This is a genomic window from Rhodococcus sp. D-46, assembly GCF_011290655.1.
GTDB lineage: Bacteria > Actinomycetota > Actinomycetes > Mycobacteriales > Mycobacteriaceae > Rhodococcus_F > Rhodococcus_F qingshengii.
This window is the reverse complement of sequence record NZ_JAANTF010000004.1, coordinates 212,061-233,227: the sequence shown is the minus strand read 5'-3', so window position 1 is coordinate 233,227 and position 21,167 is coordinate 212,061. Positions and strand designations below refer to the sequence as shown.

The 21,167-nt window shown below is 63.8% G+C and carries 15 protein-coding genes; 2 read left to right on the top strand and 13 right to left on the bottom strand.

The window, feature by feature from the left end:
• Positions 1–3 precede the first annotated feature (3 nt).
• The 12 genes from G9U53_RS11790 to G9U53_RS11735 all read right to left on the bottom strand — a co-directional run bounded on the left by G9U53_RS11790 (position 4) and on the right by G9U53_RS11735 (position 15,515).
• The gene (locus tag G9U53_RS11790) at positions 4–555 is read right to left on the bottom strand and encodes a DUF732 domain-containing protein (RefSeq protein WP_003943980.1); all 552 of its coding nucleotides are present in this window, start codon (positions 553–555) and stop codon (positions 4–6) included.
• 106 nt (positions 556–661) lie between these two features.
• Positions 662–2,545: an alpha/beta hydrolase-fold protein gene (locus tag G9U53_RS11785; RefSeq protein WP_064687986.1), complete on the bottom strand. Its 1,884-nt coding sequence runs from the start codon at positions 2,543–2,545 to the stop codon at positions 662–664.
• A 252-nt stretch (positions 2,546–2,797) separates the two neighbouring features.
• A complete protein-coding gene (locus G9U53_RS11780; protein ID WP_007731818.1) occupies positions 2,798–3,808 on the bottom strand; it encodes an alpha/beta hydrolase family protein in 1,011 nt (336 codons plus the stop codon).
• Positions 3,809–4,138: 330 nt separating this feature from the next.
• Positions 4,139–6,058, bottom strand: coding sequence for a flagellar motor control protein ZomB (gene zomB / locus G9U53_RS11775; RefSeq protein ID WP_042921227.1), 1,920 nt, complete (start codon positions 6,056–6,058; stop codon positions 4,139–4,141).
• On the bottom strand, positions 6,036–6,941 hold the full coding sequence (locus G9U53_RS11770; RefSeq protein WP_003943808.1) for a decaprenyl-phosphate phosphoribosyltransferase: 906 nt from the start codon (positions 6,939–6,941) through the stop codon (positions 6,036–6,038). Before G9U53_RS11770 ends, zomB begins: the two co-directional genes overlap by 23 nt.
• The gene (locus G9U53_RS11765) at positions 6,938–7,471 is read right to left on the bottom strand and encodes a phosphatase PAP2 family protein (protein ID WP_003943893.1); all 534 of its coding nucleotides are present in this window, start codon (positions 7,469–7,471) and stop codon (positions 6,938–6,940) included. The genes G9U53_RS11770 and G9U53_RS11765 overlap by 4 nt, the downstream gene beginning before the upstream one ends.
• Complete coding sequence (locus G9U53_RS11760; RefSeq protein ID WP_165638714.1) at positions 7,452–9,365, bottom strand: glycosyltransferase; 1,914 nt, start codon at positions 9,363–9,365, stop codon at positions 7,452–7,454. Before G9U53_RS11760 ends, G9U53_RS11765 begins: the two co-directional genes overlap by 20 nt.
• Entirely contained in the window at positions 9,362–10,576 is a 1,215-nt protein-coding gene (gene glf / locus G9U53_RS11755; RefSeq protein WP_063315967.1) for a UDP-galactopyranose mutase, read from the bottom strand. The genes G9U53_RS11760 and glf overlap by 4 nt, the downstream gene beginning before the upstream one ends.
• A gap of 69 nt (positions 10,577–10,645) precedes the next feature.
• Positions 10,646–11,569: an MBL fold metallo-hydrolase gene (locus G9U53_RS11750; RefSeq protein WP_064687987.1), complete on the bottom strand. Its 924-nt coding sequence runs from the start codon at positions 11,567–11,569 to the stop codon at positions 10,646–10,648.
• Positions 11,570–11,679: 110 nt separating this feature from the next.
• Entirely contained in the window at positions 11,680–12,831 is a 1,152-nt protein-coding gene (locus tag G9U53_RS11745; protein ID WP_007731824.1) for an acyl-CoA dehydrogenase family protein, read from the bottom strand.
• A gap of 2 nt (positions 12,832–12,833) precedes the next feature.
• Positions 12,834–14,015, bottom strand: a complete 1,182-nt coding sequence (locus G9U53_RS11740; RefSeq protein ID WP_007731825.1) for a thiolase family protein — start codon at positions 14,013–14,015, stop codon at positions 12,834–12,836.
• Positions 14,016–14,105: 90 nt separating this feature from the next.
• On the bottom strand, positions 14,106–15,515 hold the full coding sequence (locus G9U53_RS11735) for an amino acid permease (RefSeq protein ID WP_064442963.1): 1,410 nt from the start codon (positions 15,513–15,515) through the stop codon (positions 14,106–14,108).
• A gap of 171 nt (positions 15,516–15,686) precedes the next feature.
• Here G9U53_RS11735 and G9U53_RS11730 point away from each other — a divergent pair, with 171 nt between their 5' ends.
• Positions 15,687–17,180 carry a PucR family transcriptional regulator gene (locus G9U53_RS11730; RefSeq protein WP_003943944.1) on the top strand — a complete coding sequence of 498 codons (1,494 nt, stop codon included), beginning with the start codon at positions 15,687–15,689 and terminating at the stop codon, positions 17,178–17,180.
• A 102-nt stretch (positions 17,181–17,282) separates the two neighbouring features.
• On the opposite strand, the gene G9U53_RS11725 is transcribed toward G9U53_RS11730, so the two are convergent.
• Positions 17,283–18,845 (bottom strand): SpoIID/LytB domain-containing protein, encoded by a 1,563-nt coding sequence (locus G9U53_RS11725; RefSeq protein WP_165638713.1) that lies wholly within the window; start codon positions 18,843–18,845, stop codon positions 17,283–17,285.
• 331 nt (positions 18,846–19,176) lie between these two features.
• Between G9U53_RS11725 and G9U53_RS11720 the strand changes: the two genes are divergently transcribed.
• A complete protein-coding gene (locus G9U53_RS11720; protein WP_165638712.1) occupies positions 19,177–21,150 on the top strand; it encodes an N-acetylmuramoyl-L-alanine amidase in 1,974 nt (657 codons plus the stop codon).
• The last annotated feature ends 17 nt before the right edge of the window (positions 21,151–21,167 follow it).

Below are 21,167 nucleotides of genomic sequence, written 5' to 3'. Positions count from 1 at the left end.
CGCCTACTTGCAGTAGGTGGCGTTGGCGACGTCGATGTAGATCTGAGCGTTCGCACCTGCCTGCTCGGGAGTGATCTGCTTGCCTTCCGCCGACGCTTCCTGGCCGACGAAGGCGGTCACGAAGGTCAGGACCTCGTCGTCGGTCTGAGGACCGGCAGCGCAGATGTAATTGGCCGTGTTGACGGCGATGCTTCCGTCACCGGCTGGGGTGATGCCCTTCGCCTTCAGTCCGTCGAGGAACTTCTGTGCCTCGGGACTGACCTCGACGACTGTGGGACCCGGGAAGCCCTCGATGCTCTGCGGCTGCTCCGGCGGCGCGGTGGCCGCGGCTCCCGGACTGGTGGGCGCAGCCGACGCCGTCGTGGTCGCAGAGGCGGACGCAGATGCCGAACCGCTCGAGGACGAAGCCGCCGCGGACGTCGTGGTGACCGGATTGGAGGTTGCAGTGGAGTCGTCACTACCGCACGCGACAAGCGCGCCACCGGTGGCGAGCGCCAGGGCGCCGACAGCGATCGCGCGTGCACAAGTGTTTCGGTTACCCGAGAAAAGCGACATCAATGTCCGTCCTTGCCTTCAGTCGAAAGTCCATCAACAGGTTACGCAACGCACGCGGGCGGGCACCGATCCGTGATCGGGCCCGCCCGTCGTGCACCACTGTGAGTTAGTGAACTTCTGTCTTGTCACCGATCACCGTGATGTAGCCGAACTGGAAGTTCTGCTGGACACCACCGGGAATGTCGAACTTGTCACTGATCGGGAATCCGAGTCGTCCACCTTCGTATCCGACGCTCTTCCAACCGTCGAACAGCGGACCGTTCTCGACGGACCATGCACCGGTGCCGGGGCTCCAGTAGATGTTGCCGCCCTCGAACTCGGTGAAGCGTCCGTTGTCCTTGATCGGAACCTCGTTCGACTTCGGGAATCCGAGCCAGCCGTTTTCCCAGCCGAGTTCGCCGTACTTGCCCATGATCATTCCGAGAACCGCGTGAGTTCCGTTGGCGCTGCTGTACATTGCGCCGATCTCGAATCCCTGGACCTTGCCCGGCTTGCCGGGGGTCGCGATCTCGTCGGCAGTCGGGTAGCCGAGCGGGCCACCTTCCCAACCCTGTGCGGACCACTCGGCGAGGATGTCGCCGCTGACGGGGTGAGCGCCGGTCTGCGGGGTCCAGTATATGGAGCCGTTCTGGAAGTGGTTGAAGCGTCCGCGTCCGTCGGGGGTACCGAGTTCGGGGGTACGCGGGAAGCCGAGCGGGCCGGCCGCTGCTCCGGTGTTCATGTACGCGCCGGCGATACGACCGGCGACGGGCTGGGCGCCCGTTCCACTGGTGAAGTAGATGCGACCGTTGCGGAAGTCCTGTGCCAGGCCACCCGCGACGCTGTACTCGGGGGTGATGCAGTCACCGATCCAGCCGTTGGCTGCGGCCGTCGCACCGATCTCACCCGAAGTGCCGCAAGCCGGCTTCTCGACCTCGACGCCGATGGCGTTGGCCAACTGCGGCCACAGCTGATGAAGCTCGAACTGCCAGTACGGCCACGAGTGGGTTCCGGACGGGCGGTAGTTGACCTGCGCGGGGATTCCGAGCTGGTTGAGCTTGGTCGCGAAGGTCTGCGAGGTCAGGCGAGCGAGGATCTCGAGGCCCATGCCTGCGTAGTTGGTGCTCACGCCGGGAATTCCCGACGGCTGGTCGTACGGGCCGGTCGTACCGCTACCACTCGAGACGTACAGGCTGACGCCCTTGAGCTTCTCGGCGAGCACGTACGGATCGTGTGCAGCCCACTGCGGGTTGGACGGCGGTCCCCACATCGCGGCGGAGTTGTATCCACCGGCGTCGGTCATCGCGAACTGGATTGCCTGAGGCATGCCGAGCGAGGTGGTGGTGAGGATGCCGGAGAGCGAAGCGGCGAACTTGAAGAAGCCGGGGTTGCGCGCCGTGAGGAACATGGCGGACGTACCGCCCATCGACAGACCGACGACACCGCGTGTCTGCGTGGTCCGCCAGTCCTTTTCGAGGATGGGGGGCAGTTCCTTGGTCAGGAACGTCTCCCACTGGTAGTTCTTGCCGTTGTCGGGCTGCAGCCAGTCGGAGTAGAAGCTGGACTGACCGCCGACCGGGAGGATGACGTTGACGTTCTTGTCCGCGTAGAAGGACTCGGCGTCGGTCTCGTAGGTCCAGGCGTTCTCGTTGTCGGTCGCGCGAAGACCGTCGAGCATCCAGACCGAGGGGAAGCTGGCCGACGGATTAACGTTCCAATCGCGGGCCAAGAGGATCTGCACCTGAATCGGGGTGCCCATCGCGGGAGAGTTCACCCACAGCGCGACGCGACGCTCGCTGAGCCAGTCGACCTTCGTGACCGCTGCTCCGGTGGGGTTCTGGGTGGCGGCCGGCGCGGCCTGAGCAGGTGCCGGCGCGGCTGCCGCGGTTCCGGCCGTCGTCAAGCCCGCGGCGATCGGCAGAACCAGCATCGCTGCCAGTGCGCCGACGACCTTTGTCCGGAAGGTTGCCCGGGACCGGCGACGGTCCTCCGTGGCAAGGCCTACTCGCATGAGCTCACTCTCTTTCCTTACGTTCGGTCCGCGCGTCGATCGTGTGGCCGCCTGAGCAGCCAGACCCCCGTTGAAACTATTTCTACACGCAAACGATCCCCGCTTGGGGTAGCCGCGCTGTTACTGGTGGTGCAATTGTTACTGACATCGGGCGCTTGTGCAGCACCTGAATACACAAGTGCCGTCCCGGTTCTCCTTCGAGGAGTCCGGAACGGCACTGGTGAAGTGACTAGGTCACGGGATCGCGCACGATCACCAAGCGTTCATGGTGTCGAGGATCTGGCCGCGAGCCTTCCACAGCTCTGCCGACCAGTACGGCCACGAGTGCGTGCCGTTGGACGGGAAGCTGTAGGTGGCCGGGATACCCAGCGAGTTCATGCGGATCTGGAATGCACGGGTGTTGACCAGGGCGAGAGCCTCGAGGCCCATGCCGTTAGCCGTGTTGTAGTAATCGATCGGTGCGCGCGGGTGGTCGTATTCACCGGGCAGGCCGCTTGCCGACGAGATGTACATCGACAGGCCCTGCAGACGCGGTGCGAAGACGAACGGGTCGTTGCGCAGCCAGGACGGGCTCCACGGCGGTCCCCACATGGAGTCGACGTTGAAGCGACCGGCATCGAGCATTGCGACGCGGATTGCCTCGCGCATGCCCGGAGCCGAGATGTTCAGGTAGCCCGACAGCGAGCCGGCGAACTTGAACTGGTCACGGTGGTAAGCAGCCAGCGTCAGAGCAGCGCTGCCACCCATCGAGAGGCCGAGGACCGCGTTGTTGGTGGGCGAGACGCCGTAGTTCGCGAGGAAGTTGGGCAGTTCTTCGGTGAGGAAGGTTTCCCACTTGTACGTGATCTGCTGGCCGTTGAAGTTCGACGGTGCATACCAGTCGCTGTAGAAGCTGGACTCGCCGCCGACGGGCATCACGAGGGTGATGTTGTCGTTGCGGTACTGGTCCATCGCATTGGTCTCGAAGCTCCACGCGTTGGCGTCGTTACGCGCACGCAGGCCGTCGAGGAGGTAAAGGGCAGCGTTTCCGCCGCGAGCGGCCCACTGGACCTGGACCTTGATGTTGCCCATCGAGGAGGGCACCCACAGCTCGTCGTATCCGCCGGAGGGGGCGGTGTGGCTGGGAGCAGTGTGCGCAGGCGCAGCAGAGGCGACAGCACTACCGGCAACTCCTGCAGCAAGGGGGAGCACAAGTGCTGCGGCACCGATGGCCAACGCTCGGTGCTTGAGGCGCTGGGTCAGCCTCTTTCTGGCAAAACGCATGGATACTGCTCTCTCTCTTCGTCTGCGGAACCCACTCGGTGGAGTGGTTCCGGCGGATTCCGTCGGGGAACAGGCTTTTCTGCCAGCCCGAACGAGTTCGGGTCGGCAGCGGACCTCTTCCAAGTCACACTGCGCTCGCTGGACTTTATGTCACAGGTTCAGCTGTGACAAATAGGTGGACCGTTACGTCCCAATCCGCGAGCAACACCGTCATCACCCTCGGGGGTGATTCAGGTTAGGTGAATCGTCTTCGAGTACATCGTGGCCAATCAATTCGGTGTTACTGAATCGAAATATTCAAACCCTCAACAGTCGGTGATGCTGATCACATCACCTGGGTGACTCCGGTGGAACGAGACCGCAGCGTTCCAATTCGTAGGCCGGAACCCGGTCGAATCGGTACTTCGCGAAGTCGAATGCCTGCTGGAAGTTCTGTTTGAATCTGGCCCAGGTCAGCTCGGAGCGGTACGACGTGAGCAGCTCCTGAGTTTCCGGGCAGGTGATGGCCAGCTTTGCGTCCGCAACCCAGTCTTCGTCGAGGAAGAACGGCAGCCACGGTCGAACGTCGATCATTCCCGTGTCCGCGACCACCCAGTCCGGATAGAGATTCTTGTCGTGCCCGATCCGGCCGTCCTCGAGTCGCTCGGTGTGAGCTGCCAGGGGATACGCCAGCCCCATCTGATCGAGCACCCGAACGTCGAGGCCGACGTTCATGCTCGTCATTCCGAGGTTGAGGAAGAAGACGACGTGCTCGGCCGGCTCTTCGATCGGTCCGGGTGGTGGGACGACGAACCAGGAGTCGTAGCTCGCGGACGGCAGCAGCAGCCCACCCTCCGGAGTCCGCGCGATGGTCTCGACCATGGCACGCATTCGCGGATAGTCGAGGTAGTCCTCGGCCAGGATCGGATGCTTGTGACCGGTGTTGAGTGCGTAGAACGCTCGCTCGTCGACGATTCCCGAGCGACCCACCACGGATCCTTCGGGCATACCCGTCGTGTTCGCGGCGAAGAAGGCCCAGATGATCGTGCCGATCCACAGCACCGCCGAGACTCCGAAGATCGCGGTGTCGCGATTACTTCCGAACGCTGCCCGCGCCGGCACCCGCAACGGAATGACCGCCACCGGGATGAGCAGGCAGAACAGCACCGGCAACAGGACGCGGCCGTGCATGAAGTCGCCGCCGACGCGCAGAGAGTAGATCCCGAGGATCAGCCCACTGCCGAGAATGAAGGTGACAATCGCCCGCGGCGTGCGCAGAAACTGCTGAAAGCGCTGCCACAGCGGGCGTGCGGGTTGATCTGCGGTAGCGGTAGGTGTGTCCGCTCGGCTTCGCCACACGAGCAGCAGCGCACCGATGAGCAGGAACAGTAACGGCAACCAGAGCAGGTACGGCCCGACCAGGTTCCACAGGTAAGCAAAACCCTGCGCCCACTTCGCGCCACCGGCGTCCTTCGACACCGCGGTGTTCGGGTACGGCAAGGCGTAATAGCCCATTCGCCAGATCTGATAGCCCACCGGGACAAGTCCGGCGACGACGACGATCAGTGTGCGAATCTTCCAGGTCAGGCCTGCGGAGAGAACGATCATCATCAACGCGGCAGCACCGGGAATCGCCATCTCGGGTCGAACCAGTGGTCCGAGTCCGGCCACGAACGAGAGAGTCAGGATCGACGCCGTGGACGGCGTCGACGCCTGCGCCCACCGAACGAGCAGTACCCACAGGAGCGCGATCCAGAAGATCACCAAGCATGTCTCGAGCCCGGAAGTGGCGAAATCTCGCGCAGGCGGAACCGCGATGTAGACGAGAACACCCGCCGGTACCAGCAGGATCGTTCCGCCCGCCGACGGCCGAACGCCGCGGTACAGACGACCGGTGCCGAGCATCGCCAACACGACGGCAGCAGTCGAGAGTACGAGCGCGATCGTCAGAACAACGTATTCGAGACGGATCTGCGTGAGCCAACTGAACGCGTAGACGATGTACGTCCACGCGGTACTCGTGTTCGCCTCGACACGCTCACCCGCGTTGAAGACCGGGCCGTTCCCCGCGAGCAGGTTGCGAACGGTTCGCAAGACGATGAGTCCGTCGTCGGCGATCCAGCGACGCTCCCACGCACCCCAGAACATGAGGGCAGCAGCAAGCACCACCCCGCCGAGAAAAACTCCTCGACTGAGGGTGGTGCGATTCGCCGCAGTGTCGACGTGCGGGTCGGCCTCGGTGCGTGGCTCAGACGAGGTAGACAGCGACACCCACTACTCCGATCCACGCAATCGCGAGGAGTTGCAGCACCCGGTCACCGAGCGCGATCTCCTCAGGCTCTCCGGCTTCGCCGCCGTCGACGTCCACCGCGTATCGCAGCACCGCGATGGTGAACGGCACCATCGAGATGGCGTACCAGTTGGTGCCCTTGATGGCGTCCTGTTGGAACGCCCACAGTCCGTAGCAGAGGACCAGCGTCGTCGCTGCCATCGTCCACACGAAACGCAGGTACGTCATCGTGTAGCTCTCGAGGGACTTACGGATCTTGGCGCCGGTCTTCTCGGCCAACTGCAGTTCGGCGTAGCGCTTGCCTGCCGCCATGAAGAGTGAGCCGAACGCCATCATCAGCAGGAACCACTGCGAGAGATCGATCTCGGCGGCAACGCCACCGGCGATCGCTCGAAGCAGGAAGCCGGACGAGACGATGCAGATGTCGATGACGGCCTGATGCTTGAGACCGAAGCAGTAGGCGAGCTGGATGACGATGTACACGCCCATGACCACGGCGAGTTGCCAGTTGGCCAGGAAGGAGAGCCCGATCGCACCGGCAAGCAGCACGACTGCCATGCCGTAGGCGATGTTGACGGGTAGAACGCCGGCCGCGATGGGACGGAATCGCTTCGTGGGGTGAGCACGGTCGGCTTCGACATCCATCGCGTCGTTGACGAGATAGATGCCTGATGCCGCCATACAGAACACGACGAACGCCAGCGCGACGGGCAACAGCACGTCGGCTTCGGTGGCGGTTCCGGCCGCGATGGGCGCTGCCAGCACAAGGACGTTCTTGACCCACTGACGTGGGCGAAGCGCCTTGACGATGCCGGCGGGCAGGGACTTCGGGGGTCCGCTGACCGTAGCCGGTTCCTCGCTCATTTATCTCCACATTTCTGTTCGGCTCTGGCTTCTTCGACCCGGCGAACTACCGCCGCGGATGCGGCTCCCAGTGCCGCTCCGGCGAGTACGTCGGTCGGGTAGTGAACTCCCAGGACCAGACGCGAGAGCATCATCGGGGGCACCAGCAACGCCGGTAAGGGTAGCCCGGTGAGCCGACCGATCAGCACAGCCGCCGCCGTCGTCGACGTCGCGTGTGATGACGGGAAGCTGAGCTTGCTCGGTGTCGAGACGTTGACCTGCACCGAAGGATCGGAAGGTCGCTTGCGCCTGACCACCCGTTTGATCACCACGGAGGCGGCGTGTGCACCGAATGCTCCGACGGCTGCTCCGGCCCATTCCCGTCGACGCGGCTTGTCCACAGCAGCTCCGACGGCAGCGATCGCGATCCACCCGAGGGAGTGCTCACCGAAGTGAGACATACCGCGGGCGACCTTGACGGCTCCCGGCAGCTGCCCGACGGTCGACTGAATCCCGGCCAGAATCTGTACTTCAGGAGATGCCGAAGACACGTTCCCACCTTTCCGTGCTGGTCAGTGAAGGAACGGCGTCCTGGTACTGCTTCTTGAGCTCGGGGAAACGGGCGGCGAGTTCGCGGCGCAACCGTGTTGCTTCCTTGAGCAGTTCGAGCGCGAGTTTCGGGTTTCGCTTGCGGTAGACGACGCCGCGACCGTCGGCCGTGGTGACGGTGACGCCGTCGACCTGCGAGAGCAGGAACCAACGGGCGTCGATGGTCGGAACGTTGAGCTGAGGGCGCTCGAGGTGTTCCGGCTTGGCCGGCTTCACGTTGTGCACTCCGGCCCTGAGGACCCGGGTGATCTTCGCGACGGTCGACAGCGGCAGGCTCACGTCTCCGACATCCGCACCGGAGGGCAGCGGCAACGCAGTCGACGACGGCAGTACGACGGCGTCGGAGAATTCCTTGCGCTGGGCGTGGACCTCACCGAGTGCCGTCGGCAGCATGTTCGCGACGTGCTCGGGTCCGGCGAGGAAGTCCGCGATGGCCTTGTTCTGGATCGCGACGGTGGAGTACTCGAGGCACAGCAGGTGCTTGAGCGTTGCCTTCACCGTGTTGACCACGAGGCCACGGCCGTTGCCCGGCATGTGGAGCGCGGCCACCACCAGACGGTTACGGAGGTGGAAGTACGCCTGCCAGTCGATGGCGTCGTCCTTGTCGCTCCACGCCATGTGCCAGATCGCGGCACCGGGCAGCGTGACGGTCGGGTATCCGGCATTCTTTGCGCGCAAACCGTATTCGCAGTCGTCCCACTTGATGAAAAGCGGTAGCGGCTGCTTGATTTCTTCGGCGACCTGGCGCGGGATCATGCACATCCACCAGCCGTTGAAGTCGACGTCGATGCGGCGGTGCAGGAGTTTCGATTCGCGCAGCGGCTTCTTCGAGAAATCGTGGTCGTATTCGACGTTCGGTGCCGCGGTCCACATGAAGATGCCGCGGTCGACCACTTCACCCATCACGTGGAGGTGGCTTCGTTCCTGCAGGTTGAGCATCTGCCCACCCACCAGCATCGGCGACTTCGCGAAACGCGAGAACGAAAGCGCACGCAGAATCGAGTCCGGTTCGATCTCGATGTCGTCGTCCATGAACAGGATGTGCTGGCACTGCGTCGTCTTGAGTGCCTCGTACATGATTCGGCTGTATCCGCCCGAGCCGCCGAGGTTGCCCTGATCGTGAATGGCGAGCCGATCACCGAGCGCTGCAGCAGCTTCGGCGAATCCGGGTTCGTCACGCACCTTGCGGGTGCCCTGATCCGGCATGATGACGGCCTTGATCACGTCCGACACCAGCGGATCCGAAGCCAGTGCAGCAAGCGCCTTGACCGCGTCGGTCGGACGGTTGAACGTCGGAATACCAACGGCGACAGTCGCTTCGCCTGGAGCCTCGACGGGCGCGTACCAGCCGCCGCTCTCGACGACCACTGCCGTATCGGTGGTGATGTCGAACCAGATCCAGCCACCGTCCTCGAACGGCGCCAGTTCCACCTCGAACTCGACCGCGGCATCGCCGTCGGCAAATTCCTTACCTTCCACGTGAATTCGCGAGGAATCCGCCTTGGAACGGTAGATGTCGACGCGGCCGTGGCCGGACAGCTCGAGACGAAGGACCACCGATTTCAGGATGGACCATCGACGCCAGTAGCTGGCAGGGAACGCGTTGAAGTACGTGGCGAACGAGACCTCGGTCTCGGCGCCGAGCGCTACCGACGTGCGCGAGGTCGAGTGCGCCCGCCGACTATTGGACCAGGACTCTTCCAAGTACAACGTGCGGACGTCGAGCGGCTCACCGGCGCGGGGCAGGATGATCCGCTGAAGCAGGGACTTGCCGAGGTAGGTCACCTCGTCGCCGCTGACGGCATCTTCGCCTTCGAGTAGATGACGTGCGTTCATTCGCTCTCCCCTGCCAATTCCGCACCCGTTTCGAGATGCGGGCGCAGGGTGTTCTCGAACATCGTCAGCGCGCTGGCGATCGCCATGTGCATGTCCAGGTACTGGTAGGTGCCGAGACGCCCACCGAAGAGGACCTTGTTCTCCACGGTCTCCTTCTTGGCGCGTGAGCGGTACGCGGAGAGCTTCTCGCGATCCTCGGGAGTGTTGATCGGGTAGTACGGCTCGTCCTTCGCCTCCGCGGCACGTGAGAACTCACGCATGATGACGGTCTTGTCGGTCGGGTACTCGCGCTCCGGATGGAAGTGACGGAACTCGTGGATACGGGTGAACGGCACGTCGGCGTCGTTGTAGTTCATGACCGGGGTGCCCTGGAAGTCTCCGGTGGGCAGAACCTCGGTCTCGAAATCGAGGGTGCGCCATCCCAGTGCACCTTCGGAGTAGTCGAAGTAGCGGTCGAGCGGGCCCGTGTAGATGACAGGGGCGTCGGGGCTGGCGGTGCGCAGTTCGTCGCGGACGTCGAAGTAATCGGTGTCGAGGCGGACCTCGATCTTCGGATCCTTCGCCATGTTCTCGAGCCACGCCGTGTAGCCGTCGACAGGCAGGCCCTCGTACGTGTCGTTGAAGTAGCGGTTGTCGAAGTTGTAGCGGACCGGCAGGCGGCTGATGTTCGCGGCGGGCAACTCGGTGGGGTCGGTCTGCCACTGCTTAGCTGTGTAGTCACGCACGAACGCTTCGTAGAGCGGGCGTCCGATCAGGGAGATCGCCTTCTCTTCGAGATTGGAGGCGTCCTTCGAATCGATCTCGCTGGACTGTTCGGCGATGAGGGCGCGTGCTTCTTCGGGAGTGAAGTACCGACCGAAGAACTGCGACACGAGACCGAGTCCCATTGGGAACTGATACGCCTGTCCCTTGTGCAGCGCGAAGACGCGGTGCTGGTAGTTCGTGAACTCCGTGAACTGGGTGACGTAGTCCCAGACCTTCTTGTTGGAGGTGTGGAACAGGTGGGCACCGTACTTGTGGACCTCGATGCCGGTCTCCGGCTCTGCCTCCGAGTATGCGTTTCCCCCCAGGTGGTGACGGCGATCCAGCACCAGCACGCGCTTACCCAGCTGGGTAGCGGCACGCTCGGCGATGGTCAGCCCGAAGAATCCCGAACCGACGACGATCAGGTCGTACTGGGCACGGGCGGTCTCTGAATTTGCAGCGGTCACGATGAACCAGGGTATCGGACCTGTTCGGAAGCCGAGGGTTGGATGCGTCACCAGGGCCGATGCGGCAAGTCAGGACGTTGCAAGACCGATTAGACCGGAAGCACTCGGTGCACCGCTCGACTCGAATTCGATCACGATCGGTTCGTCGACGGGGAAGTGTGCGGGAAGTAGAAGTAGTCCCTCCGACGCGCAGCGTTCGAGAAGTTCGCGGCGGGTGACCCTCGCGATCTCGGGATCCGCGTCGCCGCCCTGGCTGAGGTCCGGGTACAGAAACTGGATCGGATGGTGGATCACATCGCCGGAGATGACGGCGCCGCCGTCGGCAGTGCGAATCTCGATCACGATATGGCCCGGCGTGTGGCCGGGCGCGCTGCGAACGACGACGCGTGTGCCTTCGGACTCGACCAGGACGTGGCCGTCGTCGACCGCCTCCCACTTCGCCCCGTCCAGAACGGGACGGACGCTGTCCTCGAAGGTCTGCGCCAGATCCGAGACCACTCCTTCGTGTGGACCGTCGGCGGCGAGTTGTTGGAGCGCGGCCAGTTCGGTGCGATCGAAAATGTAGGTCGCGCGGGGGAAGGTAGGCCGCCAGGTTTCGGCGTCGAGGGCGGTGTTCCAGCCACAGTGGTCAGGGTGCAGATGTGTGCTGACCACCAGATCGACGTCGTCGACGGACACACCGGTGGCTGCGAAGCGTGAGAGGTAGTCGGTGCCGAACATGTGATGCGGCAAGAGGTTCGGCCGGTGCTTGCTGTTTCCGTTGCCGGTGTCGACGACGACGGCCTTGCCGCCGATCTCCACCAGGTAGGTGTGGATGGCAAGCACGAGGTCACCACTACCCTCGTCGAAGAACTCCGGTGTCAGCCGCGCCGACGCTTCACTGATCTCGGCCTCACTCGCCTGGGGAAAGAGCTCTCGCGGCGGAAACGGCCAGTGCGCCAGCTCTGTCAGTTGGGTGACGCGTGCCGACCCGACGTCGATGGTGAAGCTCATCAGTGTTTGCCTTCCGAACAGCTCGATACCGCTTGTGGGCACACACAAAGGCACCCACCGAAATGCTCGGTGGGTGCCTGGTCGGTGTCAATGGTTTTCGACGCCGGTGATCAAAGACTCTTCGCGATGATGCCCTTCATCACTTCGTTGGCGCCGGCGTAGATCTTCTGGACGCGGGAGTCCTCGTACATGCGCGCGATCGGGTATTCACGCATGTAGCCGTATCCGCCGTAGAGCTGCACGCACCGGTCGACGACGGCGCATTGCTGCTCGGTGAGCCAGTACTTGACCATCGCGGCGTCTGCGCCGTCCAGCTCGCCGTTGAGGTGATCCTCGATGCAGTTGTCGAGGAAGACACGGCAGGTGCGTGCGATCGTCTGGCACTCGGCCAGCTCGAAGGCGGTGTTCTGGAACTCGAAGAGGCTGTGCCCGAACGCTTGACGCGCCTTGGTGTATGCAACGGTCTCCTCGACTGCACGCTCGATGGTGCCGATGGCCTGCGCGCCGATGATGAGGCGTTCCTGCACCAGCTGCGCCATCAACTGACCGAAGCCGAGCCCCTCGGACTCACCGAGGAGGTTCGAGACGGGAACGCGAACGTCGGTGAAGGACAGCTCCGACGTATCGGCGCCGTGCTGACCGACCTTGTCGAGCACGCGGCCGACCGCAAAGCCTTCGCAGTCACGAAGATCCACGATCAGGAGCGAGACACCCTTGGCGCCCGCCTTGGGGTCGGTCTTGACGGCAAGCACGATCATGTCTGCGCTGCCACCATTGGTGATGAAGGTCTTCGACCCGTTCACGACGTAGTGGTCACCGTCACGGATCGCGGACGTGGTGATTGCCTTGAGGTCGGAACCTGTTCCTGGCTCGGTCATTCCGATGGCGCCGAGGATTTCGCCCGTCGCCATACCTGGCAGCCAGGCCTTCTTCTGCTCTTCGCTTCCGTACTCGAGCACGTAGTGGGCGACGATGCCACTGTGCACGGAGTTACCGAGCGCATAGTCACCGCAGTAGCCCTGCGCCTCGAAGACAGCGAGATCGTGCGCGAAAGTTCCACCGCCCCCGCCGTATTCCTCGGGAATCGAGCAGCACAGCAGGCCGAGCTTGCCGGCTTCGAGCCACACGGACCGGTCGACGCGATGCTGAGCGTCCCACTGCTCACGCTTGGCGATCAGTTCACGATCGAAGAAACCACGGGCCAGTTCGGCTACTGCGGTGATCTCGTCGTCGTGCCACGACGGCTTGCGCTTGGTCGCCATGATCAGACCCGCTTCAGCAGGGCAGCGAGTGCCTGACCGCCGCCGATGCACATGGTGACGATGCCGAATTCGAGGTCGCGGCGAACCATGTCGCGCGCGGCACGCAGGGTCAGGATGGCTCCGGTGGCGCCGACCGGGTGTCCGAGGGCGATCGCTCCGCCGTACGGGTTGGTCTTCTCCGGATCCAGGCCACTGTCACGGATGACGGCGATGGCCTGCGAAGCGAACGCCTCGTTGACCTCGGCGGTGCCGATGTCGGAAGGCTTCAATCCTGTTTGTGCAAAGAGCTTTTCGAGAGCGAGCACGGGAGCGTAGCCCATCAGACCGGGCTCCATGGCTGCCGTCGTGACGGTTTCGAGCGTGACCAGTCCGGTGAGACCGCGCTTGGCTGCCTCGGTGCCCGTCGCGAGGACGAGTGCGCCGGCGCCGTCGTTGATCCCCGACGCGTTACCGGCGGTGACGGATCCGCCCTCTTCGAATGCGGGGCGCAGCTTGGCGAGGGTTTCGACGGTGGTTCCGGGCTTGGGATGCTCGTCCTCGGTGACGGTGACGGAGCGCCGACCACCGGTCTCGACGGGAGTGATTTCCTCGGCGAATGCCGCCTTCGCTGCGTCGGTAGCGGCGCGGCGCTGAGATTCGACGGCGAACTCGTCCTGCTGCTCGCGACTGACGCCGTACTTACGGGCGACGGCTTCGGCAGTGCGGCCCATGTGAGCCTTGCTGAACGGGTCGGTGAGCATCGCGACGGTGCCGTCGACGAGGCTGCGATCGCCGAGCTTGTAGCCCGAGCGGGCGGCGAAGTCGTAGAAGGGCATGCGAGACATGCTCTCGTCACCGCCGGCGAGCGTGATGGCAGCTGCGCCCCATCGCATCTGCATCGCCGCAGACCACACAGCCTGCAGACCGCTGCCACAGAGGCGGTTGACGGTGTAGGCGGGGACGTTCTCGGGCAGTCCGGCGGCGATGCCGACGCGGCGTGCGTTGTAGGCGTCCGGGCCGACCTGGCCGATGCAGCCCATGACGACCTCGTCGATGTCTTCGGGCGCAACGCCGGCGCGGCTCAGCGCGGCCTTGGCTGCTGCGGCGCCCAGCTCGTGTGCGGGTACGTCCTTGAAGACGCCGCCGAAGCTACCGACGGGGGTCCTGGCCCCGTCGACGATGACGATCGGTTCGGGTGTGGTCATGATTGTCCCCATCTGCTGTGCTCACGTCGATTTCTCTGTCCGTGGCCGATACTAGGACATCGAAGTATCTCGCAGATGGGGACGTTGGTGTCAGGGTGTGGGAGCGCTCTCGGCGACGGGCACGACCTCGGCGTCGGCGTCGGTGTCTTTGTGGTTCCGGTAGCGGTAGAGCCCGATACCCACGAGGATCGCTGCAAGTCCCAGGGACACGATCATCTGGCTGCGCGTCGAGTCCAGGGTGAGCATTCCGATGCAGAGCGCGATGATGGCGGCGATCGTGGCGTAGGTCAGGTACGGGAAGAACCACATCTTGAGTTCCAGCTCCTGGCCCGAAGCTTCGAGCTTGCGGCGGGTGCGCAGCTGGGACACCGAGATGACCAGCCAGACGAACAGCGCGATCGCACCGGAGGAGTTGACCAGGAACAGGAAGACCTTGTCCGGGGAGAGGTAGTTCATGCCGACGGTGAGGAAGCCGACGATCGTCGAGACCAGGACAGCGCGCATCGGGACGCCGGTCTTCTCGATACGTGAGAGCGACTTGGGGGCGTCGCCGCGGCCGGCGAGGGAGAAGATCATGCGGCTCGCGGTGTAGAGACCCGAGTTGAGGCAGGACAGAACCGACGTGAGGACGACGACGTCCATGATGTTGCCCGCGGCCGGAATGCCGTAGGAGTCCATGACGGCGACGTACGGGCTGAGTGCAACCGACGCGCTGTCCCAGGGAAGCAGAGTGACGACCACCGCGATCGAGCCGATGTAGAAGATGAGAATTCGCCAGACGACGGATTTGACGGCTGCGCGAACAGCTTCGAGCGGGTTGGCCGATTCACCGGCGGCGATCGTGGCGATTTCGGCCCCGAAGAACGAGAACACGACCACAAGGACTGCGGCGAGCATCGCTCCTGTTCCGTTCGGCAGGAAGCCGCCGTGACCGGTCAGGTTTGTCATTCCGGGTGCTTCGACGCCGGGCATCCATCCGCAGATCGCCACGATGCCCATGCCGAGGAACGCGATGATGGCGACGACCTTGATGGAGGCGAACCAGAACTCGAACTCGCCGAACGACTTGACCGAGATGATGTTGGTCAGCGTCAGCACGATCATCAGAATCAATGCCCAGGTCCACTGGGGAACCCCCGGAACCCAGCGATTCATGATGAGGGCACCGGCGGTGGCCTCGATGCCGAGCACGATGATCCAGAACCAGGCGTACAGCCAGCCGATCGAGAAGCCCGCCCAGCGGCCGATGGCCTTGTCGGCGTACGAGGAGAACGAGCCGGTTTCCGGCGACGCTGCCGACATCTCACCGAGCATGCGCATCACGAGGATGACGACGACGCCGGCAAGCGCGTAGGAAATCAGGACACCGGGTCCCGTCTCCTGGATCGCCACACCGGAGCCGACGAACAGTCCGGCGCCGATGACGCCTGCGATCGCAATCATCGACAGATGCCGCTTCTTCAGCGTGTGCTGAAGTGCCGGCTGGTCTGTACTGGACATCAGTACTCCTTGTGGGCTGTTCGGAACGTGGATCTCGGTGGCGCTCTATCCGGAGCGCATTTTCGATAGCGCCAGTGTCGGACCTTCGGCAAGCTCGCGTCAGGCTCCACTTTGTACAAACGTGACCGCAGGCACTACAAAGTGGCGAGTTCGAGGTGTCAGACTGGACTCATGCCCATCACGCTCCGCCAGCTTTGTGCGACCGAACAGTTCGGCCTTCGCGTCCTGGCTGGGCACGACCAGCTCGATCGCACCCTGACCTGGGCACATGTCTCCGAACTACCCGACCCGACGCCCTTCCTCGACGGCGGTGAACTACTACTCATCACCGGGGTGTCACTACCGACGACGGCCGCGGAAACGACCCGATTCGTACGGACCCTGGTGGCGGCCGGAATTGCCGGAATCGGTTTCGGAACCGGCCTCGGATACGAGCAGGCGCCACAGACTCTGGTGGATGCGGCCACCCGTTTCAGTGTGCCCCTTCTCGACGTCCCATTGCGAACACCTTTCATCGCCCTGACCAAAGCGGTGTCGAAGGCGCAATCCGACGACGACATGAAAGCGCTGCGCAGCAATTACCAGAGCCTGCGGCGACTGCTTCAAGCTGCGGTGACGGTCAACGGCACCCGGGCAGTCGTACGACGGGTGGCGGAATTGATCGGCGGATGGGCGGCTCTGCTGGACTCGGCCGGACATACCGTCGAGATCTCACACACCGCCGCGGCCGCCGGAATCGAGCGAACTGCCCCCGAGCGCGACGCCCGCCCGATGGAAGTCAGTTTCCTCACGAGTGAGAACGAGGACGTCATCTCCCATCCGCTGCTGACGTCGAGGGGAAAGCTGATGGGGTACCTCGTCGCCGGCTGCCCCGGCGCCGTCGGTTCACTGAATCAGGGCATCGTCATCGCAGCCGCGTCTCTGCTCACGTTGATGACGGCTCGAACCCGAGACGCACAGCTGACGATGAACCACCTTCGTACCGTTGCGATGCATCAGCTGTTCGAGGGACAGAATGCGCTCGCCCGCAACATCTCCGGGGAACTGTGGGGAGGATTTCCGGTCGAGCCTTTCCAGGTCTTCCACGTAGCGGGCCCGAGTGGCCTGCTCGAGAGCGTGTCCGTCTCACTGCTCGATGGTCTCAGCCGCGATCTGGCGTTCGGCATCACCGACGGTGCACTGATTGCCGTCGTCTCGGCTACCGACAGCGGGCGAATCCTCGCCCGTGTCAACGAAATCGACGTCACCGTCGGCGTGTCGGACATGCTGTGGTGGGACGATCTCTCGCGCGCCAGACGCCAAGCCGCGCAGGCAGCAGCCGAGGCCGGTGCCCGCAACCTGCCTTCGATGCGGTTCGCCGAACTCTCGGAGAGCGGATTGTCCGCATTTCTCGACCAGGATCGCTCGACGGCATTCGCGGCGGCACACTTGCGCCCGCTTCTGGAAGCGAAGGGCGGTAGCGATCTCTACCGGACCTTGGCCATGTGGTTGGCACACAACGGGGTGGGCGACGCCGCAGCCACAGCGCTGAATATTCATCGGCATACGTTGCGCAGCAGACTCGCTCGGATCGAGAGCCTTCTCCAGCTCGACCTCGGCTCCCCCACGGAACGTGCGGAGTTGTGGCTCGAGTACCGCCTGCTCGGCGACGCCCCGACCATCTGACCGACAACCAACGAACCCTGAACGACCTGAAGGGCCTCCGCCGGGTTACGGCAGAGACCCTTCAGAGTCGATACGTGCGAGTCGCTACCGACCGACCTTCCCCTAGCTTCCGCCCGTCGGTATCCACTCGCGGAGCACGTTGGCATCAACTACCTGCGCGCCCAAAACCTTTGTCCAGATGATGGTTCCGTTTTCGTAGACACGGAAAGTGCCTGCTTCGGAGGGCAACTGCATCTCCGGGCCGGCAGGAGCACCGAGAGAGCCGCTTTCACCGCCGAGCTCCCGATACTTCTTCTCGATCTGCGTCTCCGTAACCGTACCCGATGGATCGTCGGATGGCGAATTGGATTCCGGCACTGTCGATTCCGAATCCGGCGCCACTACCACACCCGCACCGTCACCGATGGTGAACCAGTCGGATTTCAGGCCGAGTTTCTGGCGGAACTGAATTCCGGTGGCGCCAACAGTTGCATCTGTTCCGACTACCTCGACTGCCGTCACTCGCCCGCCGTCGGTACCGAATCCGTTGCGCGAGAGAATCTTGAGCGATTGCAGCTCACCCACATCGAAGGCGTCCGCAATCTGCCCTGCGGTCAGATTCACTGTCCAGTCATGATTCGGAGAAAGGGCGTCACCGAGATCCTCGACGGCCGGGAATTCACCGCCGGAGCTGTAACCTCCTGTGGACGAGGAGAATTCGGTGGCAACAATCTTGCCGTCACGCGACAGAACGGCGCCGGCGGTGGACCGGACGGCTTCGGTGGTGCGGGGATCTTCCTTGCCCGCTCCGCCGTAGACCTGGCAGTCCTGAGTGTCGCAGGTGTCGGCGTACGAGCTGCGATGCTCGGTCGCAGCGTACGAGCGTGCTGCCACGGCTTGCGCCCGTAGCGCTTCGGCCCCACCGGAATCGGCCCATTCGGCCTTCGCTTCGACCGGCACCACGCCGAGCAGGTAGTCCTCCATGTCGAGGAGATTGACTGTCCGAGCCGAGCCGTTGTCGAGCACTACGCCGAGGGCGCCTCGATAGGGCGCATCGTTGTTGCACAGCTTCAGGAACTGGTCGGCGGGTCGATCCGGACCGAGGTCCACCGGGTCCACCCACGGATGCTCGGTGACCGCTTCCCAGACAACCCCGCCACCGCACCCGCTGGTGACCACTACCTGCGCACCGCCACCGGGCAGTGCAGTGAGATGGGCAGCCTCGCCGGGCGCGGTGCGCTGACCGTTGACCACGAGGCCGGCGTCGGAGTAGACGTCGAGCGTCGAGTTGTCCTGGGCCGTGAGCCGCACACTCATCTGGGCGGGCGGCATCGAGTCCAGGACGGTTCCCCCATAGTAGTGACTGAGGATTCGCTCGCCGGACCAGCCGTCGTTCTTGGCGTAGCCGTAAGCGCCCCACTGGCCCATTCCACGGCCATGTCCGTTGCCGTGCCCGGAGAGCGTGAATTGCGTGTCGGCAGCGACGGCGTGCAGGATCGACGGCTCGTCAGCGCGGATTTGCGTGAAACCTCCGATCGCGACGCCGAGCGCAAGAGCCGGAACGAGACCGAGGACCGAGATCCGCATCAGCGAGGTTCGCCTCCCGGGTCCGCCCACCAGAAAGCGACCTGCGCGACCGGACACAGGCCTCTTACCTGCAGTTCCGCTTCTTCCGCTTCTCGCCATCAATGCTCTCCTCATCGCTACCGGCCTCACGAGTCCGCGAAGTCGGTACTTCGCGCGCAGGCCAGTCCACAACGATTTAACTAAAGTCTCACCCTAAGGTTGAGCGTTATGGACTTTTGTGACTAGTGTGGCAAGAGTGTTTGGAGTTAGCAACACCAGTCACACGAGTCACATCAGCATCACGAGTTGCAGACGTACGCGTCCGAAAACTGGAGTTCAACCCCAGAACATGGCATCCGACCTGCTCGGATCCGGTTTTGAAGGATTCCGTTCACGGCCGTCATCGGCCCTGAAGTTCGCTCGCAAGTAACTACAACCGAGGAGTAATCCCTTGCCACACCGTCGACCGAAGCCCTCGCTCGTACTCGGGGCTGTAGCCGCAGTGGCTGTCGCAAGTCCTTTTGCGGTCTACGGCTTCACGAGCACTACGTCCGATGTACGTTCCGCGAACGAGACGACGTCAGTAGCAGTGCCGACCCAGATCGCAGAGGTGCTCCTCGCGTCGGTGCCCGACATCATCATTCCGGTCAAGGAGCTGACCGGTCTCGATCTCCCCGACATCAACCTCGGTGATCTGAGAAACCTCAAGCTCCCGACCGAAATCCCGCTACCTCCCGGGATCACGCTGCCGACCGAGCTGTTCCCGGCACCCGCTGCTCCCGGCGCCCCGACCGAAACCGCTCCGGTTCCTTCCGAGGAAGAGCCAGGTGCCGTGGTCAAGGAAGTCACCCGCGACACTCCGTTCAGCATGGTCGCGTTGACCTCGGACACCATCGTCTCGGCGCAGTCCAAGGTCCGCGCCCTGGCCGAAGACGGCACCTGGGGCCCGTGGTTCACCCCTGACGCCATCGACTCCGCCAGCTCGGATCAGGCCACCAACTCCGGTACCGCCACCGAACCGGTCTTCGTCGGCGCCACCAAGTCCATCCAGATCCTCACGCCGCAGGGCGCCGCTGCTCCCGCAGCCGAGGTTGTGCCGGCCCCGGCTCCGGAAGCTGCCCCCGCGCCCGCTCCGGAAGCTGCCCCCACTGAAGCACCCGCAGCCACCGGCGAACTCGGGTACACACCCGCTTCGGTGTCCAAGCCGCTTCGCCAGGTGACGACGGCAGCAGATGCCGTCACCGCCGTGTTGATCGACCCGGGTGCCAGCGAGGCAGACAGCAATCTGCAGGCCGTCGCAGCGCCGCTCGGCGGCAGCGGACCGTCCGTCATCACCCGTGCTCAGTGGGGAGCAGACGAGTCACTTCGCTGCGACTCCCCCACCTACGACGACTTCATCGGTGGCGCGACCGTTCACCACACCGCAGGTAGCAACAACTACACGAAGGCCGAATCGGCCGGCATCGTCCGCTCGATCTATGCCTACCACGCACAGACGCTCGGCTGGTGCGACGTCGGATACAACGTCCTCGTCGACAAGTACGGTCAGACCTTCGAAGGCCGCGCAGGCGGACTCGACAAGGCAGTTCAGGGTGCACACGCGGGTGGATTCAACGAGAACACCACCGGTATCGCGATGATGGGCGACTACTCCACCGTCGAGCCTTCGCAGGCGACGCTCAACGCCGTCGGCAAGTTCCTCGGTTGGAAGCTCGGCATGGCCGGACTCGATCCCAAGGGCCGAACGACGATGTACTCCGAGGGCACCGAGTTCACGCCGTACCCGCAGGGCGCAGCAGTCGATCTGCCGATCATCTTCGCCCACCGCGACGTCGGAAACACCGCGTGCCCGGGTGATGCCGCATACGCACACATGAACGACATCCGGAACATCGCGGCCGCGAACATCGGGGGGACGTTGAACCCCTCGAACCCTTCCAATCCGTCGACGCCTGCGCCCAAGCCGACCACTCCGGTCGACACGGTCACCGGTGGCACCGGTTCGTCGATCCCGGATCTGGTCACCCAGATTCTGCAGATCACCGACAATTCACCGCTCGCGCAGAAGTGGATCGCCGAAGGTGGCGAGATCGGACGCCTCGGCCAGGCACTGTCCGGAATTCTGCAGGCGAAGCTCGGCAACCAGGGTGCGCTGTTCCAGAACGGCGCTGTCTACACCTCGCCGAACGGCGGAGTGTTCACCGTGCTCGGCGAGATCTTCAAGTCGTGGCAGAGTTTCGGTTCCGACGCGGGTGAACTGGGATTGCCGATCTCGGACGAGTACTCGATCCCGGACGGCCTGCGCAGCGACTTCGAGAACGGTTCGCTGATCTTCAACCAGATCACCGGCATGGTCACGAAGGTCCTCAAGACCTACAACGAGACCTTTGCCCAGGAAATGGCCAACAGCGCGCCTGTCGGCTGACACTCGCGCAGTACACG